General features: G+C 66.9%; 28 protein-coding genes. 19 read left to right on the top strand and 9 right to left on the bottom strand.

The genetic code is table 11. The features are described from left to right. Nucleotides 1-149: 149 nt before the first annotated feature. Nucleotides 150-626: a hotdog fold domain-containing protein gene (locus ACFXKN_RS12495; RefSeq protein ID WP_378953633.1), complete on the bottom strand. Its 477-nt coding sequence runs from the start codon at nt 624-626 to the stop codon at nt 150-152. Nucleotides 627-1,181: 555 nt separating this feature from the next. Between ACFXKN_RS12495 and rpsJ the strand changes: the two genes are divergently transcribed. Genes rpsJ through rpsQ form a run of 11 tightly spaced genes read left to right on the top strand, consistent with a single transcriptional unit; the run spans nt 1,182 to nt 6,426 of the window. Continuing rightward, on the top strand, nt 1,182-1,487 hold the full coding sequence (gene rpsJ / locus ACFXKN_RS12490) for a 30S ribosomal protein S10 (protein ID WP_040804197.1): 306 nt from the start codon (nt 1,182-1,184) through the stop codon (nt 1,485-1,487). A gap of 17 nt (nt 1,488-1,504) precedes the next feature. Beyond that, complete coding sequence (rplC, locus tag ACFXKN_RS12485; protein WP_378953635.1) at nt 1,505-2,170, top strand: 50S ribosomal protein L3; 666 nt, start codon at nt 1,505-1,507, stop codon at nt 2,168-2,170. Next, the gene (gene rplD / locus ACFXKN_RS12480) at nt 2,167-2,841 is read left to right on the top strand and encodes a 50S ribosomal protein L4 (RefSeq protein ID WP_378953637.1); all 675 of its coding nucleotides are present in this window, start codon (nt 2,167-2,169) and stop codon (nt 2,839-2,841) included. Before rplC ends, rplD begins: the two co-directional genes overlap by 4 nt. Beyond that, complete coding sequence (gene rplW, locus ACFXKN_RS12475; RefSeq protein ID WP_378953639.1) at nt 2,838-3,143, top strand: 50S ribosomal protein L23; 306 nt, start codon at nt 2,838-2,840, stop codon at nt 3,141-3,143. Before rplD ends, rplW begins: the two co-directional genes overlap by 4 nt. Nucleotides 3,144-3,175: 32 nt before the next feature. Then, nucleotides 3,176-4,012, top strand: a complete 837-nt coding sequence (rplB, locus tag ACFXKN_RS12470) for a 50S ribosomal protein L2 (RefSeq protein ID WP_378953642.1) — start codon at nt 3,176-3,178, stop codon at nt 4,010-4,012. A gap of 14 nt (nt 4,013-4,026) precedes the next feature. After that, nucleotides 4,027-4,308 (top strand): 30S ribosomal protein S19, encoded by a 282-nt coding sequence (gene rpsS, locus ACFXKN_RS12465; RefSeq protein ID WP_378953644.1) that lies wholly within the window; start codon nt 4,027-4,029, stop codon nt 4,306-4,308. Further along, nucleotides 4,305-4,706 carry a 50S ribosomal protein L22 gene (gene rplV, locus ACFXKN_RS12460; protein WP_378953646.1) on the top strand — a complete coding sequence of 134 codons (402 nt, stop codon included), beginning with the start codon at nt 4,305-4,307 and terminating at the stop codon, nt 4,704-4,706. The genes rpsS and rplV overlap by 4 nt, the downstream gene beginning before the upstream one ends. Further along, the gene (rpsC, locus tag ACFXKN_RS12455; RefSeq protein WP_266296840.1) at nt 4,707-5,501 is read left to right on the top strand and encodes a 30S ribosomal protein S3; all 795 of its coding nucleotides are present in this window, start codon (nt 4,707-4,709) and stop codon (nt 5,499-5,501) included. Between the two features lie 3 nt (nt 5,502-5,504). Then, nucleotides 5,505-5,921: a 50S ribosomal protein L16 gene (gene rplP, locus ACFXKN_RS12450; protein WP_378953649.1), complete on the top strand. Its 417-nt coding sequence runs from the start codon at nt 5,505-5,507 to the stop codon at nt 5,919-5,921. Next, nucleotides 5,921-6,160 carry a 50S ribosomal protein L29 gene (rpmC, locus tag ACFXKN_RS12445; RefSeq protein WP_378598401.1) on the top strand — a complete coding sequence of 80 codons (240 nt, stop codon included), beginning with the start codon at nt 5,921-5,923 and terminating at the stop codon, nt 6,158-6,160. Before rplP ends, rpmC begins: the two co-directional genes overlap by 1 nt. Continuing rightward, nucleotides 6,157-6,426, top strand: coding sequence for a 30S ribosomal protein S17 (gene rpsQ, locus ACFXKN_RS12440; protein ID WP_056818470.1), 270 nt, complete (start codon nt 6,157-6,159; stop codon nt 6,424-6,426). The genes rpmC and rpsQ overlap by 4 nt, the downstream gene beginning before the upstream one ends. A gap of 141 nt (nt 6,427-6,567) precedes the next feature. Here rpsQ and ACFXKN_RS12435 read toward each other — a convergent pair whose 3' ends face one another. From ACFXKN_RS12435 to ACFXKN_RS12420, 4 genes are all read right to left on the bottom strand, one after another. Beyond that, nucleotides 6,568-8,448: a hypothetical protein gene (locus ACFXKN_RS12435; protein WP_378953653.1), complete on the bottom strand. Its 1,881-nt coding sequence runs from the start codon at nt 8,446-8,448 to the stop codon at nt 6,568-6,570. Nucleotides 8,449-8,630: 182 nt separating this feature from the next. Continuing rightward, nucleotides 8,631-9,365: a type II CAAX prenyl endopeptidase Rce1 family protein gene (locus ACFXKN_RS12430; protein ID WP_378953656.1), complete on the bottom strand. Its 735-nt coding sequence runs from the start codon at nt 9,363-9,365 to the stop codon at nt 8,631-8,633. Nucleotides 9,366-9,493: 128 nt separating this feature from the next. After that, nucleotides 9,494-10,435 (bottom strand): RluA family pseudouridine synthase, encoded by a 942-nt coding sequence (locus ACFXKN_RS12425; RefSeq protein WP_378953659.1) that lies wholly within the window; start codon nt 10,433-10,435, stop codon nt 9,494-9,496. Between the two features lie 44 nt (nt 10,436-10,479). After that, nucleotides 10,480-11,055, bottom strand: a complete 576-nt coding sequence (locus ACFXKN_RS12420) for a putative glycolipid-binding domain-containing protein (RefSeq protein ID WP_378953662.1) — start codon at nt 11,053-11,055, stop codon at nt 10,480-10,482. A 408-nt stretch (nt 11,056-11,463) separates the two neighbouring features. Here ACFXKN_RS12420 and ACFXKN_RS12415 point away from each other — a divergent pair, with 408 nt between their 5' ends. Then, nucleotides 11,464-13,296 (top strand): ABC transporter ATP-binding protein, encoded by a 1,833-nt coding sequence (locus tag ACFXKN_RS12415; RefSeq protein WP_378953665.1) that lies wholly within the window; start codon nt 11,464-11,466, stop codon nt 13,294-13,296. After that, complete coding sequence (locus ACFXKN_RS12410; protein WP_378953668.1) at nt 13,293-15,029, top strand: ABC transporter ATP-binding protein; 1,737 nt, start codon at nt 13,293-13,295, stop codon at nt 15,027-15,029. Before ACFXKN_RS12415 ends, ACFXKN_RS12410 begins: the two co-directional genes overlap by 4 nt. Before the next feature lie 52 nt (nt 15,030-15,081). Here ACFXKN_RS12410 and ACFXKN_RS12405 read toward each other — a convergent pair whose 3' ends face one another. Next, nucleotides 15,082-15,690 (bottom strand): TetR/AcrR family transcriptional regulator, encoded by a 609-nt coding sequence (locus ACFXKN_RS12405; protein ID WP_378953673.1) that lies wholly within the window; start codon nt 15,688-15,690, stop codon nt 15,082-15,084. Between the two features lie 89 nt (nt 15,691-15,779). On the opposite strand from ACFXKN_RS12405, the gene ACFXKN_RS12400 reads away from it, so the two are divergent. Together ACFXKN_RS12400 and ACFXKN_RS12395 are read left to right on the top strand one after the other, a co-directional pair. Continuing rightward, the gene (locus ACFXKN_RS12400; protein ID WP_378953676.1) at nt 15,780-16,202 is read left to right on the top strand and encodes a nuclear transport factor 2 family protein; all 423 of its coding nucleotides are present in this window, start codon (nt 15,780-15,782) and stop codon (nt 16,200-16,202) included. Further along, complete coding sequence (locus ACFXKN_RS12395) at nt 16,199-17,038, top strand: NmrA family NAD(P)-binding protein (RefSeq protein WP_378953680.1); 840 nt, start codon at nt 16,199-16,201, stop codon at nt 17,036-17,038. The genes ACFXKN_RS12400 and ACFXKN_RS12395 overlap by 4 nt, the downstream gene beginning before the upstream one ends. A 159-nt stretch (nt 17,039-17,197) precedes the next feature. Here ACFXKN_RS12395 and ACFXKN_RS12390 read toward each other — a convergent pair whose 3' ends face one another. Then, on the bottom strand, nt 17,198-18,409 hold the full coding sequence (locus tag ACFXKN_RS12390; protein ID WP_378953683.1) for a pyridoxal phosphate-dependent aminotransferase: 1,212 nt from the start codon (nt 18,407-18,409) through the stop codon (nt 17,198-17,200). Between the two features lie 95 nt (nt 18,410-18,504). After that, nucleotides 18,505-19,212, bottom strand: coding sequence for a siderophore-interacting protein (locus ACFXKN_RS12385; protein WP_379432990.1), 708 nt, complete (start codon nt 19,210-19,212; stop codon nt 18,505-18,507). Between the two features lie 102 nt (nt 19,213-19,314). Between ACFXKN_RS12385 and ACFXKN_RS12380 the strand changes: the two genes are divergently transcribed. Further along, the gene (locus ACFXKN_RS12380; protein WP_378954247.1) at nt 19,315-20,586 is read left to right on the top strand and encodes a SidA/IucD/PvdA family monooxygenase; all 1,272 of its coding nucleotides are present in this window, start codon (nt 19,315-19,317) and stop codon (nt 20,584-20,586) included. Between the two features lie 61 nt (nt 20,587-20,647). On the opposite strand, the gene ACFXKN_RS12375 is transcribed toward ACFXKN_RS12380, so the two are convergent. Next, entirely contained in the window at nt 20,648-21,310 is a 663-nt protein-coding gene (locus ACFXKN_RS12375; RefSeq protein WP_378953688.1) for a GNAT family N-acetyltransferase, read from the bottom strand. A gap of 256 nt (nt 21,311-21,566) precedes the next feature. Here ACFXKN_RS12375 and ACFXKN_RS12370 point away from each other — a divergent pair, with 256 nt between their 5' ends. The 3 genes from ACFXKN_RS12370 to nbtC are packed head-to-tail and all read left to right on the top strand — an operon-like array spanning nt 21,567 to nt 26,906. Next, a complete protein-coding gene (locus ACFXKN_RS12370; RefSeq protein ID WP_378953690.1) occupies nt 21,567-22,319 on the top strand; it encodes a thioesterase II family protein in 753 nt (250 codons plus the stop codon). Then, nucleotides 22,316-23,629 carry a polyketide synthase gene (locus ACFXKN_RS12365; RefSeq protein ID WP_378953692.1) on the top strand — a complete coding sequence of 438 codons (1,314 nt, stop codon included), beginning with the start codon at nt 22,316-22,318 and terminating at the stop codon, nt 23,627-23,629. Before ACFXKN_RS12370 ends, ACFXKN_RS12365 begins: the two co-directional genes overlap by 4 nt. Further along, nucleotides 23,622-26,906 (top strand): nocobactin polyketide synthase NbtC, encoded by a 3,285-nt coding sequence (gene nbtC / locus ACFXKN_RS12360; RefSeq protein ID WP_379432989.1) that lies wholly within the window; start codon nt 23,622-23,624, stop codon nt 26,904-26,906. The genes ACFXKN_RS12365 and nbtC overlap by 8 nt, the downstream gene beginning before the upstream one ends. Nucleotides 26,907-26,910: the final 4 nt, after the last annotated feature.

Genomic DNA, 26,910 nt, shown 5'->3' with positions numbered 1-26,910 from the left:
GCAAGCACCCTGTGATCGGGTAGTCACTCAGGAACTCGCGCAGCGTCTCCGCCATCGAACAGGCAGCCCGCGGTGGCGGGCTGGTATCCGGGCGTGTCGAACACCGGCTGCTCGGGAGCCGTACCGAGGCAACGGTTTACCCGGCGGAATCAGCGCGGCGTCACCCAGGTGGTGATGTCGGCGTGGACGACCTCGATGCCGTCCTTGTCGTAGATCGAGACGGGGACGGTCAGTTCCTGGCCCGTGGTGATCGCGCCGAAGTCGGGGATCTCGTCGAGTTTCGCGACCGCGCGCAGGCTCGATTCCGCCTTGGCCAGGTACTGGACGTTCATCGACTTGGGGATCCAGCGATGGGTGGTGGGAACGGTGGCCTCGCTGAGCATGCCCATCGCCACCTCGGCGAGATTGCAGGCCGCGATCGCGTGGAAGGTGCCGAGGTGATTGTGGATGCCGAACCACTTCGGCGAGGTCACCTCGCAGACGCCGGGTTCGAGGCGAATCACCTGGGGGAGCACGGTGCCGAAGTAGGGGACCTTGGCGACCATGCCGAGTGAGAACAGCGCGTGTCCGATGCGGTTGTCGGGCAGCTTCTTCCAGCCGCGGTAGGTCGCGGTTTCCTGTGTCATGTCCGCTATCTTACTCAAAAGTAAGGTAGCGGGGAACCCTCCGGTGACCAGGCATGGCGACGAGCCAGCTACCATTGCTCGGTACAGCCCAGCCGGCGGTGCGGTCCAGGTAGTAGCCCCTTTGGTGGCGTGATCGATACCTCATGGCCCCCGATTTGAAGGACGTCGTCGGCATGGTGCATACTGTTCGGGTTGCCTTGCGCAGGATCCCCGCTCTTCGGAGCGGATGGCCTGGGCGAGGGGAGCAGTAGTTTGTATCTCGCCGGTTCGCCGGTGTGGATACGTTCGGTACCACGCACTTCCGGCCGATGGTGAGCAACTGACCAGGGTCGGAGAATAAGCGTTAGGGCGACACGCCCGACCGCGTGGGCCGGAGAACCATGACAGATGAACAGCGGCGAGGACTAGGTAGTGCCTTTTGGTGCGCCCTGGTTGCGGGTCTTTAGTGGGAAACCACGCTGAGGCGTCTTTCTGTGTTCGGGCTGTGCAAATTGAGGGTGGTGCGGGAGCCAGCTCCTGTGACCACGAAGGAAAGCGGAGAAAAGGACACTTAGCGTGGCGGGACAAAAGATCCGCATCAGGCTCAAGGCCTATGACCACGAGGCGATCGACGCGTCAGCGCGCAAGATCGTGGAAACGGTGACCCGCACCGGCGCCCGTGTGGTCGGGCCTGTGCCGTTGCCGACCGAGAAGAACATCTACTGCGTCATCCGTTCGCCGCACAAGTACAAGGACTCGCGCGAACACTTCGAGATGCGCACGCACAAACGCCTCATCGACATCCTCGACCCGACGCCGAAGACGGTTGACGCGCTCATGCGCATCGACCTGCCGGCCAGCGTCGACGTCAACATTCAGTGACGGGGACTCGAGACACAATGACTGACAACAAGAACCGGCCCGCAGCCGGCATCCTGGGCACCAAGCTCGGCATGACCCAGGTCTTCGACGAGAAGAACCGCGTCGTCCCGGTCACCGTCATCAAGGCGGGACCGAACGTGGTCACCCAGATTCGTACCGTGGAGCGCGACGGCTATTCGGCCGTGCAGATCGCTTTCGGCGCCATCGACCCGCGCAAGGTGAACAAGCCGACTTCCGGCCAGTTCGCCAAGGCCGGTGTCACCCCGCGTCGCCACGTCACCGAGATCCGCGTCGCGGATGCCTCCACCTTCGAGATCGGCCAGGAACTCTCGGCTGATGTCTTCGAAGAGGGCACCTACGTCGACGTGACCGGAATCAGCAAGGGCAAGGGCTTCGCCGGCACCATGAAGCGTCACGGCTTCAAGGGCCAGGGCGCCTCGCACGGTGCGCAGGCTGTGCACCGTCGCCCGGGTTCCATCGGTGGCTGTGCCACTCCCGGCCGCGTGTTCAAGGGCATGCGCATGTCGGGTCGTATGGGTTCCGACCGCGTCACCACGCAGAACCTCTCGGTTCACAAGGTCGATGCCGAGAACGGTTTGCTCCTGGTCAAGGGTGCTATCCCCGGCCGCAAGGGCAACATCGTGATCGTCAAGAGCGCCGTGAAGGGTGGTGCGCACGCATGACCAGCCTCGACAAGAAGGCCAACCTGACGCTGACCGTTAAGGCCGCAGGCGGCAAGACCGAAGGCACCGTCGAACTCCCCTCGGAGATCTTCGACGTGACCGCCAACGTCGCGCTGATGCACCAGGTCGTCATCGCGCAGCTGGCCGCCGCTCGCCAGGGTACCCACTCCACGAAGACTCGTGGCGAGGTCCGTGGTGGTGGCAAGAAGCCGTACCGCCAGAAGGGCACCGGCCGCGCCCGTCAGGGCTCGACCCGTGCGCCGCAGTTCGCCGGCGGTGGCGTTGTCCACGGCCCGCAGCCGCGTGACTACAGCCAGCGGACCCCCAAGAAGATGAAGGCGGCCGCCCTGCGCGGTGCCCTCTCCGACCGGGCCCGCAACGAGCGCATCCACGTGATCACCGAACTGGTCTCGGGTCAGAACCCGTCGACCAAGATTGCCAAGAACTTCCTGGCCGAGCTCTCGGGCCGCAAGAAGTTCCTGGTCGTCGTCGGCCGCGAGGACGTCGCCGCGTGGAAGAGCGTGGCGAACCTGGAGAACGTGCTGCCGATCGCCCCGGATCAGCTCAACACCTACGACGTCCTCAACAGCGACGACGTGGTGTTCAGCGTCGAGGCCCTGAACGCGTTCGTTCACGGTCCCGCCGAGGCGGCCCAGGAGGAGAGCAAGTGACCACCATCGCCGACCCCCGCGACATCCTGCTCGCGCCGGTCATCTCGGAGAAGTCCTACGGGCTGATCGAGGAAGGCACCTACACCTTCCTGGTGCACCCGGACTCGAACAAGACGCAGATCAAGATCGCCGTTGAGAAGGTTTTCGGCGTCAAGGTCACCAGCGTCAATACCGCCAACCGTCAGGGCAAGCGCAAGCGGACCAAATTCGGTTACGGAAAGCGCAAGGACACCAAGCGCGCACTCGTGACCCTCTCGGCCGATAGCAAGCCCATCGAGATCTTCGGAGGACCGGTCGCGTAAGCGCCTGGGACTCCAGAAAGCGAGAAGAACTCATGGCAATCCGTAAGTACAAGCCGACAACGCCGGGCCGTCGTGGCTCCAGCGTCTCGGACTTCGCCGAGATCACCCGGTCGACGCCGGAGAAGTCGCTGCTGCGCCCGCTCACCAAGTCCGGTGGTCGTAACGCGCACGGTCGCATCACCACGCGTCACCGCGGTGGCGGTCACAAGCGTGCCTACCGCGTCATCGACTTCCGTCGACTGGACAAGGACGGCATCCCGGCCAAGGTCGCTCACATCGAGTACGACCCCAACCGCACCGCCAACATTGCACTGCTGCACTTTGCCGACGGCGAGAAGCGCTACATCATCGCGCCGAAGGGCATCAAGCAGGGCAGCCCGATCGAGTCCGGCCCCACGGCCGACATCAAGCCGGGTAACAACCTGCCGCTGCGCAACATCCCGACCGGTACCACGATTCACAACGTGGAGCTCCGTCCGGGCGGCGGCGCCAAGCTGGCTCGTTCCGCTGGAATGAGCATTCAGCTGCTCGGCAAGGAAGGGCCGTACGCGACCCTTCGTATGCCTTCGGGTGAAATCCGCCGTGTCGACGTGCGCTGCCGCGCATCCGTCGGCGAGGTCGGTAACGCCGAGCAGTCGAACATCAACTGGGGCAAGGCCGGCCGTATGCGCTGGAAGGGCCGTCGTCCTACCGTCCGTGGTGTCGTCATGAACCCGGTCGACCACCCGCACGGTGGTGGTGAGGGTAAGACCTCCGGTGGTCGCCACCCGGTCTCCCCGTGGGGTCAGCCTGAGGGCCGCACCCGCAAGCCCAACCGCCCGAGTGACAAGCTCATCGTTCGCCGTCGCAAGACCGGCAAGAAGCGCTAAGGAGGAGGTAAGAAATGCCACGCAGCCTCAAGAAGGGCCCGTTCGTCGACGACCACCTCCTCGCGAAGGTGGACGTGCAGAACGAAAAGGGCACGAAGCAGGTCATCAAGACCTGGTCGCGTCGCTCGACCATCATCCCCGATTTCATCGGACACACTTTCGCCGTCCACGACGGTCGCAAGCACGTCCCGGTGTTCATCTCGGACAACATGGTCGGTCACAAGCTCGGTGAATTCGCGCCGACCAGGACGTTCCGCAGCCACATCAAGGACGACCGGAAGAGCAAGCGGCGATGACTGAGACCATTCAGAACCCGACTGCACGCGCCACCGCCAAGCACGTTCGGTGCACCCCGATGAAGGCCCGTCGCGTCGTGGACATGGTCCGCGGCAAGAGCGTCGAGGACGCGCTGGCCATCCTGCGGTTCGCACCGCAGGCTGCCAGCGAGCCCGTGGCCAAGGTCGTGGCTTCGGCCGCGGCGAACGCCGAGAACAACCTCGGCCTCAACCCGGCCACCCTGGTCATCTCGACTGCTTTTGTCGACGAGGGCGCCACCATGAAGCGTTTCCAGCCGCGGGCCCAGGGCCGTGCGTTCCGGATTCGCAAGCGCACCAGCCACATCACCATCGAGGTCGAGAGCGTGCCCACCACCGGCGCTGCCACTCGTAGCCGCCGGAAGGGAGGGGCAAAGTAAATGGGACAGAAAATTAACCCCCATGGCTTCCGCCTCGGTATCACCACCGACTGGAAGTCGCGTTGGTACGCGGACAAGCAGTACGCGGAATACGTGAAGGAAGACGTTCAGATCCGCAAGCTCCTCGCCACTGGCATGGAGCGGGCCGGCATCTCGAAGGTCGAGATCGAGCGCACCCGTGATCGCGTCCGTGTGGATATCCACACCGCGCGTCCCGGCATCGTGATCGGTCGTCGTGGCGCGGAAGCCGACCGCATCCGCGCCGAGCTGGAGAAGCTCACCAAGAAGCAGGTTCAGCTGAACATCCTCGAGGTCAAGAACCCCGAGTCGGATGCGCAGCTGGTTGCTCAGGGTGTTGCCGAGCAGCTGTCCAACCGTGTGGCGTTCCGTCGTGCGATGCGTAAGGCCATTCAGTCGGCCATGCGTTCGCCGAACGTCAAGGGCATCCGCGTGCAGTGCTCGGGCCGCCTCGGTGGCGCCGAAATGTCGCGCTCGGAGTTCTACCGTGAGGGTCGTGTTCCGCTGCACACGCTGCGTGCGGACATCGACTACGGCCTCTACGAGGCCAAGACCACCTTCGGTCGCATCGGTGTGAAGGTCTGGATCTACAAGGGTGACATCGTCGGTGGTCGTCGTGAACTGACCGCCGCCGCCGCTGCTCCGGAGCGCCCGCGTCGCGAGCGTCCGAGCCGCCCTCGTCGGTCCGGCGCCACTGGCACCACCGCGACCAGCACCGAGGTCGGTCGCGCCGCCACTGCAGTGGCGGAGGCTCCGGCAGAGAACAAGGAGGGCTGACGCATGCTGATGCCCCGTAGGGTCAAGCACCGCAAGCAGCACCACCCCGGTCGCTCGGGCATGTCCAAGGGCGGCACCGCGGTGGCCTTCGGTGAGTACGGCATCCAGGCTCTCGAGCCCGCCTACGTCACCAACCGTCAGATCGAGTCGGCGCGTATCGCAATGACCCGCCACATCAAGCGTGGCGGCAAGATCTGGATCAACATCTACCCCGATCGCCCGCTCACCAAGAAGCCGGCCGAAACCCGCATGGGTTCCGGTAAGGGTTCGCCGGAGTGGTGGATCGCGAACGTGAAGCCCGGTCGGGTCATGTTCGAGATGTCTTACCCCAACGAGGAGACCGCTCGTGAGGCCCTGCGCCGCGCGATGCACAAGCTCCCGATGAAATGCAGGATCGTGACCAGGGAGGAGCAGTTCTGATGGCTACCGAAACACCGGCCGCAGAGCTCCGTGAGCTCAACGAAGAAGAGCTCGTGGCCAAACTGCGCGAAAGCAAGGAAGAGCTCTTCAACCTGCGTTTCCAGATGGCGACGGGTCAGCTCGACAACAACCGTCGACTGCGCGTCGTTCGTCACGAGATCGCGCGCATCTACACGGTCATGCGTGAGCGCGAGCTCGGGCTGGCCACGGCACCGGCTGGCAAGGGAGATGCGGCATGAGCGAGAACACCGAAGAGCGCAACAGCCGCAAGGTTCGTAGCGGCTACGTCGTCTCGGACAAGATGAACAAGACGATCGTCGTCGAGCTGGAAGACCGTCACCGGCACAAGCTCTACGGCAAGATCATTCGCACCACCTCCAAGGTGAAGGCGCATGACGAGAACGAGATCGCCCACGTCGGCGACCACGTTCAGCTGATGGAGACCCGTCCGCTGTCGGCCACCAAGCGCTGGCGTCTGGTCGAGGTCCTGGAGAAGGCCAAGTAAGGTCCCTCCTCGATCCATCGAGATCGTTGTAGTACGAAGGCCCGCTTCCTTTGGGAGGCGGGCCTTCGTCATTCGATCACGCCGAGCGCATCACAAAGGCCCGCTCCTATATTCCGGAGCGGGCCTTTGCTGTGTGCTGTGTCAGCCGGTGAAGGCGTAAGGCTGGCGGATCTTGTGGGCGAATTCGACGATGTTGGTGACTGTGCTGCTGGGGACGCCGACTTCGCTGCCGATGCTGCGGGCCGACCAGGATTGGTCGGTGAGTTCGAGGATCTCTTCGATCTGGTCGAGGGTCAGGCGCAGGGGATTGCGGTGCGCGATCTGGCGTGCCAGGGCGCGGACCTCGGTGTCTTCGTCGAAGTCGATATCGTCGGCGGTTGGGAGGTCTTCATCGGATTCGTCGAGGGTGAGGTCAAGGTCGACCGGCTCGGGAATTGTCTCTGTGAGCTGGTCGACAGCGGCAACTGGGGCAGACTCGGCTGAGGCGGGCGCGGTGGGGTCGGCCACCGGCTGCCGGGGGGTCGGCTCGACTTCGGCGACCGGGGTGGGCTTGCTCCTGGACGCGACCTGTTCGCCCTGCGAGGGCTCGAGTTCCGTTCGCAGGGTTAGTTGCTCCGCGGGTTCGGCGGTGAGGGTCAACTGTTCCGGATCGGTGGCGGGAGGTTGTGGATCGTTGTGCACCGCAACCGGATCGGTGGGTGCCGAGGTGTCGCCATCAGGGTCACGGGCGACGGTGCCGGCGTGCATCGTCGCCTCGGGAACCGGGTCGGTACCGGTCGCGTCGCCCAGGGCGGACTGTGCGGCGGTGGTGACCGGTATTCGCCGCAACGTCGACGCGGCGCCATTGGTTCGGGTGGCGTGCTCGATGCCGTTGCGGCGGTGGTCGGCCGCCGCCTTGTGGATCAGTTCGAGGGTGCCGGGGGCGTTCGGTGTGTCCGACGATGGGCGCCGCAGCCCGTGCGGGTAGGCGCGCTCGGCCGCCGATGCCGCGATTCGTTCGGCCTCCGCGACCAGCGGATCCACGCTCGGTGCCGAAGTATCGCGCGGTGCGGGCTCCGGGGCTACCGGCTGGGCCGGTTCGATGATGTCGTGATCGGCGGTGGTTGCTTTCGCGAGAGGGGCGACGGTCTCGCGAACCAATTCAGCTGCGGGGGAGGGCTCCACGCCGCCGAGGGTGGCTTCTGGTGTTGGAGTCAGAGCCGCTGACATCATTCGCTCGGCGGGGGCATAGCTGGTGTCCCCAGGTAATTCCACCGAGGCACTCTCGATCAACATCGCGTACCGCGCCGACACCCAGGCGTGCAGCCAGATCACCACACCCACCATCACCGGGGCGATAGCGAATTCGGCCGCGCGACCGAAGGATCCGGAGGCCAGGTGTGGGCCCGCGTTGAGGGCCACGGTGGTGCCGAGCAGGGCTAGTTCGAAGACGAGTACCTTGCCGCGTTCGAGTTCGCGGCCCCAGCGGGCGGCGGTGGTGGCGGCGATCATGATGACGATGATCGGGATCGAGATCATCGCCTCGATGCCGAAGCTGAGCCAGTAGAGCGGGTCGCTCATGTCACCGCTCGGCACGAGGTTCCGTTGCACATTGACGCCCGCCCACACCATCCCGAGGATGACGACGCCGATCAGCGCGCGCGACGACCACTCCGACCGCCGATACAGCTGCGCGAGCCGGGCATCGGCACTGGAGACCCGGCGTCGGGCGGCCAATGCCTTGCGGTGCCAGCGCGCGTCGGCTTCGTCGGTGCGGCGGATGAGCGTGCCGGTGCGCCGGTCGCGCTGGTCGGCGGCGAGTTCGTCGACGATGGCGCGGCGCCGCTGTTTACGGCGCTGGGCTCTAATCCATTCGGCCAGCTCGCGTTCCGCCCGGATCTCGTCGTCGGAGAGCGCGTCGTAGAGGGCGGTGTCGTGTTGCAGGGGGAGCTTGTCGCGAGCCGTCGCAACCTGCTTGGCGAGCGCGGTGATCTCGGTGTTCGGCGCGATGGCGGCGTTCTCGCTCAACCGATCGTCGGACATATCGCGCCTTCCGCCACTCGAACATATGGACTATCGAACATATGTGTGATTGCCAGAGAGCGTAAACGCCCACCGTGCCCCGGTCAACGACAACGGGTCGATTCCGCCGAATCCCCGGCAGCGACACGCCGGAATTCAGAAATCGCCGATCACCGTGGAGCGGCCGTTTTTTCGGCGGTCGCTCAGCTCAGCGCGGTGTGCCAGACGACAGCCGCTGCGAGCGCGCCCGCCCCGTTGAGCGACCAGTGCAGGGCGATCGGTGCGAGCAGACTGCCGCTGCGGCGGCGCAACCAGGTGAACACGACGCCCGCGGCGGCGGTTGCGGCGACGGCGAGGGCGATCCCGGCGAGCTGGCCGAGGAGGCCGCCGCCGACGATGCCTGCCAGGCCCTTGTTACCGGAGGTCAGGCCGAACGACGAGGCGATATGCCAGAGGCCGAACATCAGCGATCCGGCCGCGAAGAGCCCGCGGACGCCGAGGACTCGATCGAGGGTGCCGTGCAGTACGCCGCGGAACGCGAGCTCTTCGGGGATCACCGTCTGCAACGGGATGACGATCATCGACGCGATCAGCGCGCCGGAAATCGTCGCGTAGCGATCGGCGAGGAAGAACGGCCTGGTGAGCGGTAGAAGGGCGCCGATCGCGACCGCGGTCAGCACGATCGCGACCGCGCCGAGCGCGTACACGGTCCCGCGCTTCCAGTGCCTGGGTGAGAGTCCGAGTTCGGACCAGCCGAGTCCGCGTTTGCGCATCAGCGCCAAGAGCGCGACCGCCGCGATGGGGACGATGACGATATTGGCCCAGGCCGTCGTGAAGTGCGCGATCAGATTGGTGCCTGCCAGCACGACGACAACCACCGCGATATCGATGTAGGCATGCAGTTTCGGCCGGGAATCGGCGACGGCGGGTACGGGCACCCGATCGAGTGTACGGAAATATCACGAAATGAAAACGGTCCGGTGAATGCGGGACAACCCGCCGACCCCAGCGTTGAGCGGCCCGGAGTGCGTTTACCAAGATCGAGCAGGATTCGCCGCGCTGTGAGCTACGCGACAGCCGATCCGGACCATCCAGCCATATCGGTCCACGCCTGCAGTGTGCGCCGGGTCTCGAATCGCCGTGGCACTCCGCTGATCGGATCGGTGAATTCGAGCGAAGCCGCCAGCAATTGCAGCGGACGGGTGTATTCGTCGACCGGTTTATCGGTGATCACCGGATAGAAATCGTCGCCGAGAATCGGCACGCCGAGCCCGTTCATATGCAGCCGCAGCTGATGGGTTCGGCCGGTGTGCGGGCGAAGGCGGTAGCGCCCGAGGCCGTCGCGGTGTTCGACCAGCGCCACCTCGGTCTCGGCATTGGGCTCGCCGTCCACCTCGAAAGCGGCGAGCACCTGCTTCTCCTTGATAATCCGGCTGCGCACGATCCGCGGCAGCTCGAGCGCGGGATCGTAGGGCGCGATGGCCTCGTACTCCTTGCGCACGGTCTTGCGGTGGAACATCGTCTGATAGGCCCCGCGTCGCGCCGGATTCACCACGAACAGCAGCAGGCCCGCGGTGACCCGGTCCAGTCGGTGCGCCGGGATCAGGTCGGGCAGTTCGAGCTCGTTGCGCAACCGCACCAGCGCGGTCTGCAAGATGTGCTGGCCACGCGGGATCGTCGCCAGGAAGTGCGGCTTGTCGATCACGAGGATGTCGTCGTCGCGGTGCACGATGCCGATCTCGAAGGGCACCTCGGTCTCGGTGGGCAGATCGCGGTGGAACCACACGGCACTGCCCGGCACGAACGGCGCGTCCGGTGCCAGCGGACCTGCCAGATCCACGATCTCGCCCGCCACCAGCATCGCGTCGATCCTGGCCGGATCCACCCGAGGTAACCGCTCGACGAGGTGGTCGCGCACGGTCACCCACTGCCCGTCCTCGGGGAGCCGGAGTCGAGCGGGATCTAGGCCGTGCCGTTTCGGCAGCGGCGGCTGCTGCCTACGTCGCATAGAGCAAGTGTGGTCTGTCCGGTGATCGTGATCCGCCGTGGGGTTCAGGCGGCGCGCGTCGCGAGTCCCGGATAGTCGACGATCAGACCCGACGCGTCGTAGTCCAGGGTGGCCTGGAAGTCGAAGTCGGGCGCGCTGTAGTCGTAGCGCTGACCGACCCCATCGGTGATTCGGCGATAGCGCTGCGGTAATCGGGCCGCCGTGAGATCCGCGGCCCGCAGATAGACCGCGGGCGCGTCGGCGGCATCACCGACGGCGAGTCCGAGGCGATGCACCGGCAAGGCGTTGGTGAACGCCGACGCCTCGAGATCGATATCGAGACACCCGTCGAGTTCGGGCGCGGGCGCGCCGTCGAGCTGCCAGCGTCCCAACCCGTCGGACTGCACGTTCACCGATCGCCTGCCCGCGGGATATCGCCCGACGATCTGTGCCGAGCGGGTGTGCCAGCTCCCGTCGAGCCGCAGCCGATAGTCGATCGCCCAGACGATCCCGTCCTCGACCGCCGTCGCGCACCCTTCGACGAGATGTCCGCGCGCATCGTCGTGGAAATACGTCACCTCGAATCCGGTGCGCGCGTCGCGATGTAACCAGGCGGCCGAAGATGGCAGGGGAGTGAACATGAGAAACGCATTCCCCCGATTCCGCTGACCAATCGCTAGCCCGCTCGCTGATCGAGCACCATCAGTTTCGCTTCGACGAGGACATGGCGCGCACGCCGTCGTACCCGGCACAGGTCGACGCTGCATTCCAGATGTATCTGCATCGCCCGATGCGCTTGTTCGGGCGACAGCTTTCCAGGATCGGAATGGCAGTCGGCAATCGCTGAAATGATTGACGTGACAAACATTTTCGTTCTCCCACCGCTATACGAGATCAAGAGGTACGGAGGAAATTACGCCCGAAAATGCGAATTGCAGACGGGTTGACTGGCAGTTCACGCAACCTTCCCCGGTCGGCCACAACCGCTCAACTTAGGCTAACCTACCTTTGGCGGAGTTGCCGCGGACAGGTCGAGAGGCGAGAACGATATGACGGTGCAGGTAGCGCCGCCGCCGGGGGCGGAGTCGGGGAACCGGCTGCCCAAGGCGGCAGCGAAAGCGCAGAAGCAGCGGGAAGCGCAGGCGCGCAAAGAGATTCTGGCACCGGTATCGGGCATGCTCACGGTGGCGAGCCTGCTCGTGGCCGTCGCGTCGGTCTGCTCGGTGGTCCCGTTCCTGCTGATCGTGGCGGCCTGCCGTGAACTGCTGAACTCCCCGGTCGACACCGACCGCGTGTGGTGGCTGTTCGGCGCGGCCGTGATCGTGCTCGTGGCGCGGGCACTGCTGCAGGCCGTCGCGCTGACGTGGTCGCACGCGGTCGACGCCGGCTACCAGCTCACCCTGCGCCGACTACTCGCGAGCAAGCTCACCCGGGTACCGCTCGGCTGGTTCGGCGAGCGCAGCTCCGGCGAGGTGAAGAACTACCTGCGCGACGATGTCGAGGCCCTGCACTACCTGGTCGCGCACGCCCGGCTCGAGTTCGTGGGCGCACTGGTGGTGCCGCTGGTGACCCTCGGCTACCTGTTCACCGTCGACTGGCGGCTCACCCTGGTGCTGCTGATTCCGCTGATCGCCTACTTCGTCCTGTTCGGCAAGATCATGGACCGCGACGGCCGCGACCGGCTCGCGGTCTACACCCGCTGGGAGCGCCGCACCGCCGAGGCGACCATCGAGTTCGTCGACGGCATCCAGGTGGTGCGCGCGTTCGGTCAGGCGGGCAAGGCGCACAAGGAATTCCAGGACGCGGTCGACGGCCAGGTTCAGGCGGCGCATCGGATGAAGATGCCGATCATCCGCGTGCAGTCGGCCTCCGACATCGTGGTGATGCCGGTGTTCGTCATGCTGGTGGTGGTCCTCGGCGGGCTGGCCGGCGTCGGCCTCGGCTGGGTGGATCCCCTGGACATGTTGCCGTTCCTGCTGGTGGGGCTGGGTATCGGCAGTTCGCTGCTCGGCCTCGGCTACGGTTCGCAGGCGCTGCGCGCCGGTGGTGCCGCGGCGCTGCGTCTGCACGAACTGATGCAGACACCGGAATTGGAAACCGTCGCGACCGAAGCCACCGCCAAGACCGGGATCGTCCGCTTCGAAGGCGTCGAATTCGCCTACCGCACCGGACATGACGTGCTGCGCGGCATCGACCTCGAGCTGACTCCGGGCACGATCACCGCCCTGGTCGGCCCGAGCGGTTCCGGCAAGTCGACACTGGCGAAACTGCTACCCCGCTTCTACGACGTCGGCACCGGCCGAATCACCATCGATGGCCGCGATATTCGCGAGTTCACCAGCGAAGAGCTGTACCGCACCGTCGGATTCGTCTTCCAGGATGTCCGCCTGATCCGCGGCTCGATCCGCGAGAACCTCCTGCTGGCCAGTCCCGACGCCGATGACGAAGCCATCGAGCGCGCGACCAGGGCCGCCCAGATCCACGATCGGATCCTGGCGCTGCCCCGCGGCTACGACTCCGAGATCGGTGTCGACGCCACCCTGTCCGGCGGTGAGGCACAGCGTCTTTCGATCGCCAGGGCACTGCTGGCCGACACCCCGGTGCTCGTCCTCGACGAGGCCACCGCCTTCGCCGATCCCGAATCCGAAGCCGCGGTCCAGGACGCGCTGGCCGCCCTGGTCGCCGGACGTACGGTGCTGGTGATCGCGCACCGCCTGCACACCATCACCGGGGTGAACCGAATCCTGGTGCTGGACAACGGCGCCATCGTCGAACAGGGCACACACCCCGAGTTGCGCGCCGCGGGCGGGCTGTACCAGCAGCTGTGGGAGATCAACGAAGCCGCGCTCGGCACGCTCGCCCTGGTGGAGGAAACACGATGATTCGCAAGGTTTTCCGCCTCGTCCCCGACGAGTTCGCCCCGCTGATCCCGCGCCTGCTCACGGTGATCGTGCTCCAGGCGTTCTTCCAGGCGATCGCCTACCTGCTGCTGGTCCCCGTGCTGGAGGCGCTGTTCGGTGACAACCTGAGCGGTGCCTGGCTGTGGGCGCTGGGGATGACCGCCGCCGTGGCGGGCGTGGTGGTGTTCGGTTTCGCGCAGGCCGTGATCGGTCTGCGCATCGGTCTCGGCATGCAGCGCGGTCTGCAGACCCGCCTAGGCGATCAGCTGAACGCGTTGCCGCTGGGCTGGTTCGAAGACCGCGACGCGGGCCCGCTCTCGCGCGTGATGGTCGAGCAGGTCCGCGAGATGCAGGGGCTGATCGCCTACCTGCTCACCAAGGTGCTCACCGGCATCATCGTGCCGCTGGTCGTCGCGATCGGCATGCTGTTCATCGACTGGCGAATCGGGGTGGCGATGCTGCTCGCCGCGCCGGTGCTCTACCTGGTCAATAATCTCGCGAACCGCGCCTACACCGGCGCCGACGCCCGCCTGCACACCGCCGCGGCCGAAGCCGATTCGCGGGTGGTCGAATTCGCGCAGGCACAGCCGGTGCTGCGGGCCTTCGGTGCCGTCGGCGCCGGGAACAAGAAGCTGGATTCGGCACTGGTGCAGCAACGTTCGGCCGTGCGGAAGATGATGGTCGCGACAGTGCCCGGCCTGATCGTCTTCGCACTGTTCGTCCAGGCCGTGTTCCTGGTGCTGGCCTACATCGCGGTCGTGCAGGTGACCGACGGTTCGGTCTCGGCCGCCGCGGCGATCGCGCTGATCGCGGTGAGCGCGCGCTTCATCGAACCGGTGAACCAGGCCGCCCAGCTCGGCGCCGCCCTGCGCTCGGCCGCCGCGGCCGCGGATCGCATCACCGACCTGCTGGCCGAATCGCCCCTGCCGAGTCCCACCGAGCCGGTCACGCCCGGTGCCCCCGCGGTGGTCTTCGACGGGGTGAACTTCGGTTACCGCGCCGACGAACCGGTCCTGTCCGACCTGACCTTCACCGTCCCGGCAGGCACCACCACCGCCATCGTCGGACCGAGCGGCTCCGGCAAGACCACCCTGCTCCGCCTCGCCGCCCGCTTCTACGACGTGGACTCCGGCGTGGTGTCGGTCGGCGAACACGATGTGCGTCAGCAGCCTTCGGACACCCTGCTCGACCAGCTCGCCCTGGTTTTCCAGAATGTCTACCTGTTCAACCGCTCGGTCGCCGACAACATCCGCATCGGCAAACCCGACGCGACCGACGAGGACCTGCGGCGCGCGGCCGAGGCCGCCAGGGTCGACGAGATCGTCGAGCGGCTGCCCGACGGTTTCGATACCGCCGTCGGCGAAGGTGGCACCGCGCTGTCCGGCGGTGAGCGTCAACGGGTCTCGATCGCCCGTGCCCTGCTCAAGGACGCCCCGATCGTGCTGCTCGACGAGGCGACCAGCGCGCTGGACCCACACAGCGAAGCTGTCGTGGTGCGTGGCATCCACGAACTCACCAGGGACAAAACGGTTCTCGTCGTCGCGCACCGTCTCTCGACGATCGCCCACGCCGACCAGATCCTGTTCCTGGACAAGGGCCGCATCGCCGAACGCGGTACGCACACCGAGCTTCTCGCCCTGAACGGCCGCTACGCCGCCTTCTGGAACGAACGCGACCGGGCCACGGGCTGGCGCCTGGAACCCGTCCCCGCCTGACGACGAGCGCCTTGGCGGTGTTGCGACACCGCCAAGGCCGCCCGATTCTCGATCAGGGCTCGGCGACCAACCCCTGTTGTGAGTCGGAGACCAGGACCCTGTTGGCGAAGTTCGCCAACTGCGTCCGCATCCTTTCGCGCGGCATGCGCTCTTGTCCGGCCAGTTGCTCGACGAGGTCCGCTCGGGTGGCGGCGAGCAGGGCGTGGGCGGTGAAGTCGCTGTCGGTGAGGCCGGGGATCTGCTCCAGTACGGCTTGGACCAAGCCGTGCCACCGTACGTAATGCTCGGCCTGATACGGGCTGCCGCTCCCGCTTTCCTCCAGGGCGAGCGCGAGGCGCCGGTTGTCGAGTTTGAAGCACAGGACGGCGTCGAGCAGGGCGGGCACGCGCTGGTGTGGTGGGGTGGCGGGCCCCAAGGGTGGTGGTCCGGCTTCGATGGCTTTCCTGATCGGTTCGAGTCGTGCCTCGTACAGCGCGCGGAGCAGCCCGGCGCGGTCGCCGAAGGCTCGGAAGAGCGTGCCCTTGCCGACGCCGGCCGCTGCTGCGATGTCGGCCATGGTGATGTCGTCGGGGCTCTCGCCGCGGGCGAAGAGGGTGTCGGCGGCCGCGAGGACGGCATTCCGGTTACGGGCGGCGTCCTTGCGGATCTTGTGCTCGGGCATGCGGTTCCTCCCTTTACAAAACGGACCCCAGGTCCGTATTGTCAAAAGCGGACCTTGGGTCCGAATTCTATGCGATGGAAGGAGGCCAAATGTCCGCACCGACTTCTCCGGCGGATCTCTACCGCCACAGCTTGAGGCTGCTACTGGACAAGAACATCGCCGGGTGGGTAAGCCTGTGGGCCGAGGGCGGCATCATGGAGTTCCCCTTCGCCGCACCGGGCTGGCCCGAGCGGCTGGAGGGCAAGGAGGCCATCGCGGCCTACATGCGCAACTACCCCGATCACATCGATGTGCACGACTTCCCTGACCTGCGGATCCACCAGACCACCGATCCGGAGACCATCGTGGTCGAGATGCGCGGTATCGGCCGTCTGGTGCAGACCGACGCTCCCTTCGACATGACCTACATCGCCGTCGTCACAGTTCAGGACGGGCGCATCACCTCCTACCGTGACTACTGGAACCCCCTCGCCGTCGAACCCAGCGCCGACTTCACCGGAAGCAGTCGATGACCACCACCGGCACCACTTTGATCATCGGCGCCACCGGCACCACCGGCAGCCGCACCACAGCGCAGCTGACAGCCGCCGGTCATCGTGTCAAAGCGGCCAGCCGTCAAGCCACCGCGGTCGCCGGCGCTGAGCCGGTCCGCTTCGACTGGTACGACCCCGCTACCCACACTGCCGCCCTCGATGGCGTCGACCGCGTCTACCTCATACCGCCCGTGGGCGAGTCCGACCCGGCGGAGGTCATGCTGCCTTTCCTGCAGCGGGCCCGCACCGGCGGCGTGGATCGCGCGGTGCTACTGAGCTCCTCGGCCATACCCGAGGGCGGCCCTGCGGCGGGAACAGTGCACCAGGCCCTGCCCGATCTGTTCGAACAGTGGGCGGTACTGCGGCCCTCGTGGTTCATGCAGAACTTCACCGGCACACACGCGCACGCGCACAGCATCCGTGAAGACGGCATCATCTGGACCGCGACTGACAGCGGCCGGGTCGGCTTCGTCGACGCCGACGACATCGCAGCCGTCGCCGTGCACGCCCTGACAGACCAGCAAGCCCCCAACACCGACTTAGTCCTCACTGGGCCCGAGGCCCTCAGCTATGACGACGTCGCCACGATCATCACCGAGGTCACCGGTCGGCCCGTGGCTCACCGTCATCTGTCCAACAAGCAGCTGCGCGATCGCCTCACGGCGCTGGTGCCGGCGGAGTTCGCCGTGATGCTGGCCGGCATGGACCGTGCCATTGCCGAAGGGGCGGAGGACCGCGTCACCGACGATGTCCAGCGCCTCACCGGTCGGCCCGCGCGGGCCTTCCGAGCCCTCTGCGAAAGGGAAATGCGATGAAGCAGCTGATGGAGACGCTGGTGGCAGTCGATGATCGCCAGGTTCGCCGCCCGCGGCGTCTCCTTCCGTACATCTGATTGCAATTTCATCGGATGCAAGACTCCGATCGGTCCGCACACGGCAGCCCTGGCGATGGAGGTCGTACCGCGCAGCGGCGTATTACTGGTGGTAGGTCGAGAGGAATTCGCCGATCCGGCCGATGATCTGGTCGAGTTCATCGGCGTGCGGCAGGGTGACGATGCGGAAGTGGTCGGGTGCGGGCCAGTTGAAGCCGGTGCCTTGCACAACGTGAATCTTGGTGGCCAGCAAGAGATCCAGCACGAACTTCTCGTCGTTGTCGATCCGATAGGTCGCACGGTCGAGCTTGGGGAAGGCGTACAGCGCGCCCTTGGGCTTCACGCACGACACACCCGGAATCGCATTGAGGGCAGTCCACGCGCGATCGCGCTGTTCGAGTAGTCGCCCGCCGGGCAGGGTGAGTTCGTGGATACTCTGATGCCCGCCGAGCGCCGCCTGAACAGCTTGCTGCGCAGGCACATTCGCGCATAGTCGCAACCCGGACAGCATCGTCAGGCCTTCGAGGTAGCTCTCGGCGTGACGGGTCGGCCCGGAGACGGTGAGCCAGCCGGATCGGAAGCCGGCGAGGCGGTAGGCCTTGGACAAACCGTTGAACGTCAGACACAGCAGGTCGGGTGCCAGCGAGGCGGTGACGGTGTGGGTGACGTCGTCGTAGAGGATCTTGTCGTAGATCTCGTCGGAGCAGACGATCAGATTGTGCTGGCGGGCGAGCTCGAGCATCTGCTCGAGCACCTCGGTCGGATACACCGCACCGGTCGGGTTGTTCGGGTTGATGATCACGATGGCCCGCGTGCGGTCGGTGATCTTGGCCGCGATGTCGGCGATGTCGGGATACCAGTCGGCGCCCTCATCGCACAGGTAGTGCACCGCTTTGCCGCCGTTGAGATGCACCGCGGCGGTCCACAGCGGGAAGTCCGGTGCGGGGACCAGGACTTCGTCGCCGTTCTCGATGAGCGCGGTCATCGCCATCATGATGAGCTCGGAGGCGCCGTTGCCGAGGAAGACGTTCTCGATATCGAGGTCGTCCACCCCGCGGCCCTCGTAGTACTGCACCACCGCGCGCCGGGCGGGCAGCAATCCCTTCGAGGTCGCGTAGCCCGCCGACATCGGCAGGTTGGCGATGATGTCGCGCAGCAGCTCCGACGGTGCGTCGAACCCGAATTGCATCGGGTTACCGGTATTGAGCTTCACCACCCGGTGTCCCTCGACCTCGAGCCGGGCGGCGTGCTCGGCTATCGGGCCGCGGATTTCATAGGAAACGTTCGCGAGCTTGCTCGACTGTTTGAACTGCATGTCGGCTCCCCACCGTGATACGGACGGAGCTCGCCACAGTACTCGCCGGGATCCGGCGCCCCCACCGCGGCAGTTCGGAAGCGGTCCGGGGGCGCTTACTTCCAGTAGGCCTGCGCCTTGATCGAGGTCTTGGGCAGGGCGTGCTGGGTCTTGAGGGTCTTCACGATCGAGCGGGTGGTGTGCCCGTCGCAGGTGACCCATCCATAAGTCCCTGGGACACATGTGATTTCCTGTGCGGCCTCGCGCAGCAGGCGGCCGTCGTCGACGCGCTGGAGCCAGGTGAGGGTGTGGTGGGGCTTGTTGCTGACCGGGATGGTCTGGTCGGACTCGTACTGCCATTCCAGCCAGACTCGCGCGGGGGTGTCGCCGATGGCGTCGAGCAGCGAGTTGATGGCGGGCAGCGAGGCGGTGTCGCCGAAGATCACGTACTCGCTCGGTGCCTGCTCGGGGAGCTGGAAGTCCGAACCGAGCACGGTGGCGTCGAGCGGATCGCCCGGCTTCGCGCGGCGGGCCCAGTCGGCCGCCGGACCGGCGTGCAGGGCGAAGTCGATGCTCATCGTGTCTTCGGCGGGGTTCTGGTCGACCAGGGTGTAGCCGCGGTGGTGCAGCTTGTCGCTGGTCGCGTCGGGAATCCACAGGCGGATCCACTGGGTCGGATGCACCGGGTGGTCGGCGAGCAGGCCGCCCGCGGTGAAGCCGATGCGGATGAACTTGTCGGTGATCTGCTCGTTGGACGTCACCGTCAGCCGGTAGTCGGCGCCGCCCCAGGCCTTGGTTATCAGACCATTCAATCCCTTACCCATGTCGTTAGGTTAGCCTAACGACACTTGTTTGTCCGCTCCGGTGGTTTAATAAGGTAAGCCTATGCAATGTTGGCTGTGCGTGAGAGAGCGGAGAACGAACCGGTGGAAACCCTCCTGGTAGTCGGCGCGGGGCCGAAAGCCCTTGCGGTGGCGACTAAATCGCACGTTCTGCGCTCGCTCGGGATGCCCGCTCCGCGCGTTGTCGTGGTCGAGGCGCATGCCGTGGGCGGCAACTGGCTGCCCACCGGCGGCTGGACCGACGGACAGCACCGTCTCGGCACCAGCCCTGAGAAGGACATCGGCTTCCCGTACCACTCCACCTGGGCGCGCGGCCGCAATCGCGACATCGACCATGCGATGGCCGCTTTCAGCTGGACCACCTTCCTGATCGAACACGGCACCTACGCCGAGTGGATCGACCGCGGCAGGCCGAGTCCGCAGCACCATGTGTGGGCCAAGTACTTGCAGTGGGTGGCGAAGTCCATCGACCTCGAGCTGGTACTCGGGCGGGTGGAGCGAATCAGTCACGGTGATGGCGAGCAGTGGCAGGTCGACGTGGTCGACGCCGACGGCACCCGCAGCGAGCTGACCGCCGACGGCCTGATGATCACCGGCCCCGGCCGCAGCAGCCGCGCCCTTGTCGATCATCCGCGCGTGCTCAGCATCGCCGAATTCTGGGACCGCGCAGGCAAACGCACGCTGCCGGCCGCCTCGCGCGCCGCGGTGATCGGTGGCGGCGAGACCGGTGGCTCGGCGCTGGACGAGCTGGTTCGCCACGAGATGCTCACCATCTCGGTGATCTCCCCGCTGGCCACCCTCTACACCCGCGGCGAGAGCTTCTTCGAGAACTCGCTGTTCAGCGATCCCGTGAAATGGGCGGCGCTGAGCCTTCAGGAACGCCGCGACGTGATCCGGCGCACCGACCGCGGGGTGTTCTCGGTGCGCGTGCAGGAAAGCCTGTTGGGCGACAACCGCGTTCACCACCTGCAGGGCCGGGTAACCAAGATCGCGCCGCAGGGGGAATCGCTGGCTTTGACGCTGAGCAACGAGTTGCGGGCCGATCAGGTGCACAAGTTCGATCTGGTGGTCGATGCCACCGGTGGTCAGCCGCTGTGGTTCCTCGAGATGTTCGATCAGCGGACCGCGGATCTGCTCGAACTCGCCGTCGGCGGAGCGTTGACGCAGTCGCGAATCGAGTCATCGATCGGCTACGACCTGGCCGTCACCGGGCTCGGCGGGAAGCTCTACCTCCCGAACATGGCCGCGATGGCGCAGGGGCCGGGGTTCCCGAATCTCAGTTGCCTCGGCGAACTTTCGGACCGGGTGCTGCAGACGGTGCCCGCTCGGGCACGGGCCGCCGCCATCGCTCGCTGAGCACACACAAAAGAGCCCCTTCCGGTCGAACACTCGATCAGAAGGGGCTCTTTGCTCGCGCTCAGCGCGGCGCGACCATGTCGTCCGGCGTGCGAGGAACGTACTGCAAGGCGATCCGCCGATCGGGGCGGACATCGATCTCACCGATCAGCTGGAACCCGGCCTTGGCCAGACTGCGCCCGATCGCCACGTTGCGGTGGTCGGGATCGCCCAGGACGCGACGGCAATCGGGGTCGGCCGCGAAGACGGCGGTGGTCATGGTGGAGATCCACGCCGACATGATGCCCTTGCCGATCACCGCGGTGTCGGCGGTGGCGATGTGGAAGCCGATATCGCTGGGATCGCTATCGTAGAAACGGCCGACCTCATCCTTGGCGGCGCGATAGAACTCCAGGTAGGCGATATCGCGCACGCCGTGTTCGGGCTCGCCGAGCACGGCGAAATCCAGGCTGAGAATGCAAGGGCGGGAATAGGTTCCGGCCAGCTGGGCGCGGAAGTTCTCGCGACGGCGCTCGGCGTCCCAGTCCTGTTCCCACGACTCGAGCAGGTGCGGGCGGGCCATCCATTCGGCGAGCAGCTCGGGGTCGGTACCGTCGGGATCGGCCAGGCGCAGGCTGAACGGCGCCGCGAAGACGGGCAGCACGGGCGCGGGGGCGGCGGCCACCTCGGCGGGCAGGTCGGTCTGCTCGCGGGGCAGCGCGGTGGGGGTCCCGGCGGGGTTCATCTGCTCGGTGCTCCGTTCAATCGTTACCTTGGTCACCTCGATTGGTAAGGCTAGCCTATACTAATGGCTGGGTGTTATTGTTGCCCGACCGATCGCCCGGTGATAGCCGGGCGGTCCCCGATCCGGGTCGGATTCGGGTGCAACAGGATTCGCCCCGGTCCCGGACGACTGCGCCGGGCGGGCCCGTGCGTGAGTGCGGCGTTTGGATAGTGCGAAACGGCCGCGCAGCTTTGCGTGGCCGGTGAGGGAGAGCGACATGGCAAGAGAACTCGGCTGGATCAGGCAATTTCAGGCCCCCAGGACCGATTCCCTACCGCCGCTGATCGTCTTCCCGCACGCGGGGGCGGGCGCCTCGGCCTATCGGGTGTTCGCCAAGCGTATGGCCGCCGACTTCGACACCGTGATCGTGCAATACCCCGGCCGTCAGGACCGTGTGCGGGAAGCCGCCGCGCAGACCCTGCCTGAGCTGGCCGCGGGTGCCTTCGATGCCTTCCGTGACTCGGTCCACAACACCGGCGCGCCGCTGACCGTCTTCGGCCACAGCATGGGCTCCATTGTCGCGTTCGAGTTCGTCCGGTTGGCCGAGGCCGCGGGGTTGTCCGTGCGTTTGCTGGTGGTCTCCGCGGCCGCCGCACCGCACCGAATCGCCGAGCTCCCCGGCCATCCCACCGAGGATGACGAATTGCTCGACCACATGGCCGCGCTCAACGGCACCGGCGCCGACGTGATGGCCAGCCGCGAAGTGATCCGGATGGCGCTGCCGGTGCTGAAGGCCGACTACCGCGCCTTCGACGCCTACGCGTGCGGCCCCGAAGTGGCTGTCGCGACGCCCGTGCTGGTCCTCGGCGGCGACGACGACCCGTTCGTCGGCCCACGCGATCTCTACGGCTGGGAACAGAGCACCACCGCCGAGATCGAGGTCAACCTGTTCGCGGGCGGCCACTTCTACCTCGACGAGAACATCGACGGCATCGCCGAGGCGCTCGTCGGCCAGGCGCTCGCGCGATGAACTCTGATCCCATCGTGATCGTCGGGATGGGTGTCGAAGCCCCCGGCGGCATCGACAACCTGCCCGATTTCTGGTCGGCCCTCGCGTCCGGACGCGAACTGATCGGCCCCTTCCCACGCGACCGTGACTGGCCGCTCGACGAGCTGTTCGCCCTCGGCAGGCTCGAGGGCTGGGCGCCGGTCCGCGACGCGGGCGGGTTCCTCGACGGCGCGACCGAGTTCGACGCGCAGTTCTTCGGCATCACCCCGCGCGAAGCGGTGGCGATGGATCCGCAGCAGCGGGTGGCCATGCGGGTGGCCTGGCGCGCACTCGAGCACGCGGGCATCAATCCCGGTGCGCTGGACGGTGATTCGGCCGGTGTATGGATGGGTGTCTCGACGGTCGAGTACGGGCCGCGGGTGGGGTCGGTGAACGAGTACAGCGGCTATCGCGCGACCGGCACCGCGCTCGGTGCGGTGGCCGGGCGGATCTCGCACGGGCTCGGCCTGGTCGGTCCGTCGATCAGCGTGGATACCGCGTGCGCGTCGTCGCTGACCGCCGTGCATCAGGCGGCCTCAGCCATCCGCGCGGGCGAGTGCGACTGGGCGCTCGCGGGCGGGGTGTGCGTGATGGGTTCGCCCGGCGCGTTCTACGAGTTCTCCAAGAACAACGCCCTCGCCACCGACGGCCACTGCCGTTCCTACGCTGCCGACCCGACCGGCACCCTGTGGGCCGAAGGCGCGGGAGTCATCGTGCTGGAACGGGAATCGCGGGCAAAGGCACTCGGCCACCGGATCTACGGGCAGCTGCTCGGTTCGCGCGTCAACCACAATGGCGCGGGTGCCCCGATCGCGGTGCCCAGCGCGAGCGCTCAGCAGCGGCTGATCACCGACACTGTCGCCGCGGCCGGGATCAGCGCCGACGACATCGGCCTGATCGAAGGTCACGGCACCGGCACCGCTGTCGGTGATCCACTCGAATTGACCGCGCTCGCAGCGACTTACGGCAATCCTGACCGCACCGACGGCCCGCTGCTCGGCTCGGTGAAGTCCAACACCGGCCACGCCCAAGCGGCTTCGGGGATGCTCGGGCTGATCAAGGTGCTGCTGTGCGGTGCGCACGGCGCCATCGCACCGAGCCTGTGGGCCGACGCGCCGACCACCGATATCGACTGGGACGCAACCAGTTTGCGCCTGGCGGCCGAACTCACCGACTGGGCGCCACGCGCGGACGGCCTGCGCTACGCCGCGGTGTCCTCGTTCGGTGTCGCGGGAACCAACGCGCACGCCATCGTCGGCCTGCCGGTGCTGGAGGAAACCAACCATGGCTGAGTACCGCTTGCCGGACGGCAGCGTTCCCGTGCTGCTGTCCTCCGACAGTGTCGATGGACTGCGCGCCGAGGCGGCCGCGCTGCGCGATTACGTTGCCGCGCACCCCGAGGTCACCGCGGAACGGTTGTCGGACATGCTGTTCCGCACCCGCGTGCCCCGGCGTCGCCGGGCGCTGATCCTGGCCTCATCAACCCGTGCTCCTGTGGACAGGCCCGCCGAAGCAATCGCCGACCCGAGCGTGGCAGCTGTGGAGGCGGCCGAAGGTTCCCCGGTGCGGGATGACCTGCTTTCCGCGCTCGACGCGATCGCGACCGGCTCCGAGCACGCACTCGTCGTGCACGGCGACGTGCCGGCGAGCGGGCGTCGGATCGGATTCGTGTTCCCCGGTCAGGGCAGTCAGCGGCCCGGTATGGGCGCGGCGTTCTACGAGCTGTCGGCCGCCTACCGCGCCGTCGTCGACGAGTGCGCCGCCATCCATGCCGAACGCTTCGGGCATTCCCAGCCGCTGCACTATCTGCTCGGCGACGAAGGGCAGTACGAGGACACGGTGTGGGAAGTACAGCCCGCGTTGATGTTCCACATGACGGGCCTGGCCGCGCTGTGGCGAGCGGCGGGTGTCGACCCGCACGCGACCATCGGCCACAGCCAGGGCGAGCTCGCCGCGGGCGCGGTCTCCGGTGTGATGACGCTGCGTGATTCGGTGCTCGCGGTGACCCATCGTGCCCTGCTCGCGGACCGGCTGTCCCCGCGCGGCTATTCGATGGCGGTCTTCGGGATGGACCGCGAGAGTGTGGAAGCGCTGATGGCGCGGCACTCGGGCTGGGCCGAACTCGCGGTCGTCAACTCGCCGCACATCATCGCCATCTCCGGTGAACGCGGCTGCGTCGTCGATCTGGTGGCCGCCGCCACCGCGCGCGGCCAGTTCGCCAGGGAGATCCGGGTCGCCTTCCCGGCACACACCTCCATCGTCGCCGAGGTGCGGGCTGATTTCGAAGGCTTCCTCGGCGACGAGATGAGCACGCCGAACTTCACCGCGTCCGAGATCGCCTGCTACGGCGCGACTCTCGGCGAGCAGATCACGCCCGACCTCGAGCAGGAGCAGTACTGGTTCTGGAACCTGCGCAACCGCGTGCGGTTCGACCGGGCCGTGGTCAGCGCCGGCAGTGACGGCGTCGACCTGCTGATCGAGGTCGCCGAGCATCCCGTGCTGCAACTGGCCATCCAGGAAAACCTGGGCCTGGTCCCGAACCGCCCCGGCCTGCCCGCGCGCGATTTCCGTGTCCTCGGCACCTCGCTGCGCACCGCGGACGGGCTGTCCGAGTTCACCCGCAATCTCGCCCAGGTCGCCGTCCTCGACATCGGCTACCGCTGGGACGCGCTGCGGGTCGACAACACCGTCAGCCTCCCGCTGCGCGACTTCCCGCACACCGTCACCAACGCCAAGCGCCTCTGGGCCCCCCTCGGCGCCAACGAAACCCCCGCCGAACTCGCCGTCACCACCCCGAAACCCCAACGGCTGGTGGAACAGTGGACGCCGCTGCAACGCCGGTCCTTGACCGCGCCGCGCAGCCTGCTCATCGTCGACCACACCGGCGAATGTGCCGAGCTGGCCGCCGCCCTTGTCGCCGCCGCTGATCGGCACGGTGCCGATGCGCGCGTCGTCGGCCGACCGGAACTCACCGGTGACCCGAGTGTCGCGGTGGCCTTCGGCTCGGCTGACCAGGGTGAGCAGGGCTCGAGCGCGAGCTTCGATTCCGTGGTCGTCTTGCTTGCTTCGGGCCGCGATGACGACAGTGCCGGCGCGATCGATGCGCTGGCCGAGTTCTATGCCGAACGTCGCTGGGCTCCGGCGTTGTCCGCGCTCCGTCCCGGTGGCGAGTGCTGGCTGCTCACTGTCGGCGGCGAGACCGTGCACGACGGCGACCCGATTCCCGGGCTGTTCCAGTCGGGCGTCAGCGCCGGATTCCGCAGTGTCGGTATCGAACACCCGGGAATCCTCTTCCGGCACCTCGATCTCGCCGCACACGAATCCGCTCCCGCCCAGGCCGCCAAGATCGTCGGTGCGGTGCACTCCAGCGGCGAGGCCGAGCTGGCCCTGCGGGCAGGCAAACTGTTCGTCAAGCGCCTGGTCGTCGATACGACCAGTGAAACCGGTTCGCTGGGAACAGATCTCGATCATGTCGTGATCGTCGGTGGTACCGGTCAGCTGGGTCTGCGCTTCGCCGATCATCTGGCACGCACGGGTGCGGGCCGGGTCACGTTGCTGAGTCGCAGCGGCGAAACCGATGCGCTGGCACCGGAACTGGCTCGGCTGCGCGGTATCGGCGTGACCGAGATCGTGGTGCGGTCCTGCGATGTGAGCGATGCCGCCGCCGCGGGGGCTTTTGGTGCCGAGATCGCCGATCGCCCCGTGGACCTGGTGATTCACGCTGCGGTCAACTACGTGGACGCCGAACTCGCGCAGATCACCGACGATGCCGTGCGCACCGCCGCCGCCGCGAAGCTGCGCGGCCTGGACAACCTGATCGACGCGATCCCGCTGACCGTGGACGGCCGGGTCCTGCTGTGCTCGTCGATGGCGGCGACGCTGGGCGGACGCGGGCAGGTCCTGTACGCGGTGACCAACCGGATGCTCGATGTAGCGGCCCGTCGGCTCCGCGCCCGTGGCATCGCCGCCGCGAGCCTGCAGTGGGGTCTGTGGAGCGTCGCCGGTCCGCTCGACGATGCTGGGTTCGCCCGGGTCGAGGAAGCGGGCGTGTACCCGATGGTGCCCGCCGACGCGATCGAGGCCGGACTCGCCGTACCGGTGCGTGACAGCATGATCATCGCCGCCGACTGGGACTTCCTGCGCGAGGTGCTCGGGGCGTTCGGTCAGGCCAGCGTGCTCACCGGCCTCGAATCCGCCGCGCCCGCACGAAACTCGAGTACGGCGGCCACCGTCGCGTTCGAATCGGCAGGCCCGGGCACACAGTCGGACGCCGACCTGCCCGGCACACGATCGAGCGCGCCGGTGTCCACCGGTGCCGCGCACGGCGGCATCGCACTCGACCTGCGCATGCGCACCGAGCTGCTCAAGGTGATCGGCGGCGACAGCGCCGAATCCATCGACGCCACCATGCCATTGGTCGCGCTCGGTCTCGATTCCTTGCAGGCCTTGGACTTCCGCAAGCGCGTGAAAGCGGAGCTGGATCGCGATCTGCCGGTCGCGGCGATTCTCGGCGGCGCATCGCTCGACGATGTCGTGCTGCTTATGGCACGCAACACCAACCAGGGCTGAGGGG

The organism is Nocardia sp. NPDC059195 (assembly GCF_042754695.1).
Lineage (GTDB): Bacteria > Actinomycetota > Actinomycetes > Mycobacteriales > Mycobacteriaceae > Nocardia.
The sequence above is the reverse complement of the archived record's forward strand: the minus strand, read 5'-3'. Positions and strand labels throughout refer to the sequence as shown.

Bases quoted from the DNA above. Each gene is read 5' to 3' on its own strand.
- ACFXKN_RS12395 (WP_378953680.1), top strand. From the start codon at position 16,199: ATGACCACCACCGGCACCACTTTGATCATCGGCGCCACCGGCACCACC.
- rplC (WP_378953635.1), top strand. From the start codon at position 1,505: ATGACTGACAACAAGAACCGGCCCGCAGCCGGCATCCTGGGCACCAAG.
- ACFXKN_RS12370 (WP_378953690.1), top strand. From the start codon at position 21,567: ATGGCAAGAGAACTCGGCTGGATCAGGCAATTTCAGGCCCCCAGGACC.
- ACFXKN_RS12385 (WP_379432990.1), bottom strand. From the start codon at position 19,212: ATGGGTAAGGGATTGAATGGTCTGATAACCAAGGCCTGGGGCGGCGCC.
- ACFXKN_RS12375 (WP_378953688.1), bottom strand. From the start codon at position 21,310: ATGAACCCCGCCGGGACCCCCACCGCGCTGCCCCGCGAGCAGACCGAC.
- ACFXKN_RS12390 (WP_378953683.1), bottom strand. From the start codon at position 18,409: ATGCAGTTCAAACAGTCGAGCAAGCTCGCGAACGTTTCCTATGAAATC.
- rpsQ (WP_056818470.1), top strand. From the start codon at position 6,157: ATGAGCGAGAACACCGAAGAGCGCAACAGCCGCAAGGTTCGTAGCGGC.
- rplD (WP_378953637.1), top strand. From the start codon at position 2,167: ATGACCAGCCTCGACAAGAAGGCCAACCTGACGCTGACCGTTAAGGCC.
- nbtC (WP_379432989.1), top strand. From the start codon at position 23,622: ATGGCTGAGTACCGCTTGCCGGACGGCAGCGTTCCCGTGCTGCTGTCC.
- ACFXKN_RS12365 (WP_378953692.1), top strand. From the start codon at position 22,316: ATGAACTCTGATCCCATCGTGATCGTCGGGATGGGTGTCGAAGCCCCC.
- ACFXKN_RS12405 (WP_378953673.1), bottom strand. From the start codon at position 15,690: ATGCCCGAGCACAAGATCCGCAAGGACGCCGCCCGTAACCGGAATGCC.
- ACFXKN_RS12410 (WP_378953668.1), top strand. From the start codon at position 13,293: ATGATTCGCAAGGTTTTCCGCCTCGTCCCCGACGAGTTCGCCCCGCTG.
- rpmC (WP_378598401.1), top strand. From the start codon at position 5,921: ATGGCTACCGAAACACCGGCCGCAGAGCTCCGTGAGCTCAACGAAGAA.
- ACFXKN_RS12420 (WP_378953662.1), bottom strand. From the start codon at position 11,055: ATGTTCACTCCCCTGCCATCTTCGGCCGCCTGGTTACATCGCGACGCG.
- rplV (WP_378953646.1), top strand. From the start codon at position 4,305: ATGACTGAGACCATTCAGAACCCGACTGCACGCGCCACCGCCAAGCAC.
- ACFXKN_RS12415 (WP_378953665.1), top strand. From the start codon at position 11,464: ATGACGGTGCAGGTAGCGCCGCCGCCGGGGGCGGAGTCGGGGAACCGG.
- rplP (WP_378953649.1), top strand. From the start codon at position 5,505: ATGCTGATGCCCCGTAGGGTCAAGCACCGCAAGCAGCACCACCCCGGT.
- rpsC (WP_266296840.1), top strand. From the start codon at position 4,707: ATGGGACAGAAAATTAACCCCCATGGCTTCCGCCTCGGTATCACCACC.
- rpsS (WP_378953644.1), top strand. From the start codon at position 4,027: ATGCCACGCAGCCTCAAGAAGGGCCCGTTCGTCGACGACCACCTCCTC.
- ACFXKN_RS12495 (WP_378953633.1), bottom strand. From the start codon at position 626: ATGACACAGGAAACCGCGACCTACCGCGGCTGGAAGAAGCTGCCCGAC.
- ACFXKN_RS12435 (WP_378953653.1), bottom strand. From the start codon at position 8,448: ATGTCCGACGATCGGTTGAGCGAGAACGCCGCCATCGCGCCGAACACC.
- ACFXKN_RS12425 (WP_378953659.1), bottom strand. From the start codon at position 10,435: ATGCGACGTAGGCAGCAGCCGCCGCTGCCGAAACGGCACGGCCTAGAT.
- rplB (WP_378953642.1), top strand. From the start codon at position 3,176: ATGGCAATCCGTAAGTACAAGCCGACAACGCCGGGCCGTCGTGGCTCC.
- ACFXKN_RS12400 (WP_378953676.1), top strand. From the start codon at position 15,780: ATGTCCGCACCGACTTCTCCGGCGGATCTCTACCGCCACAGCTTGAGG.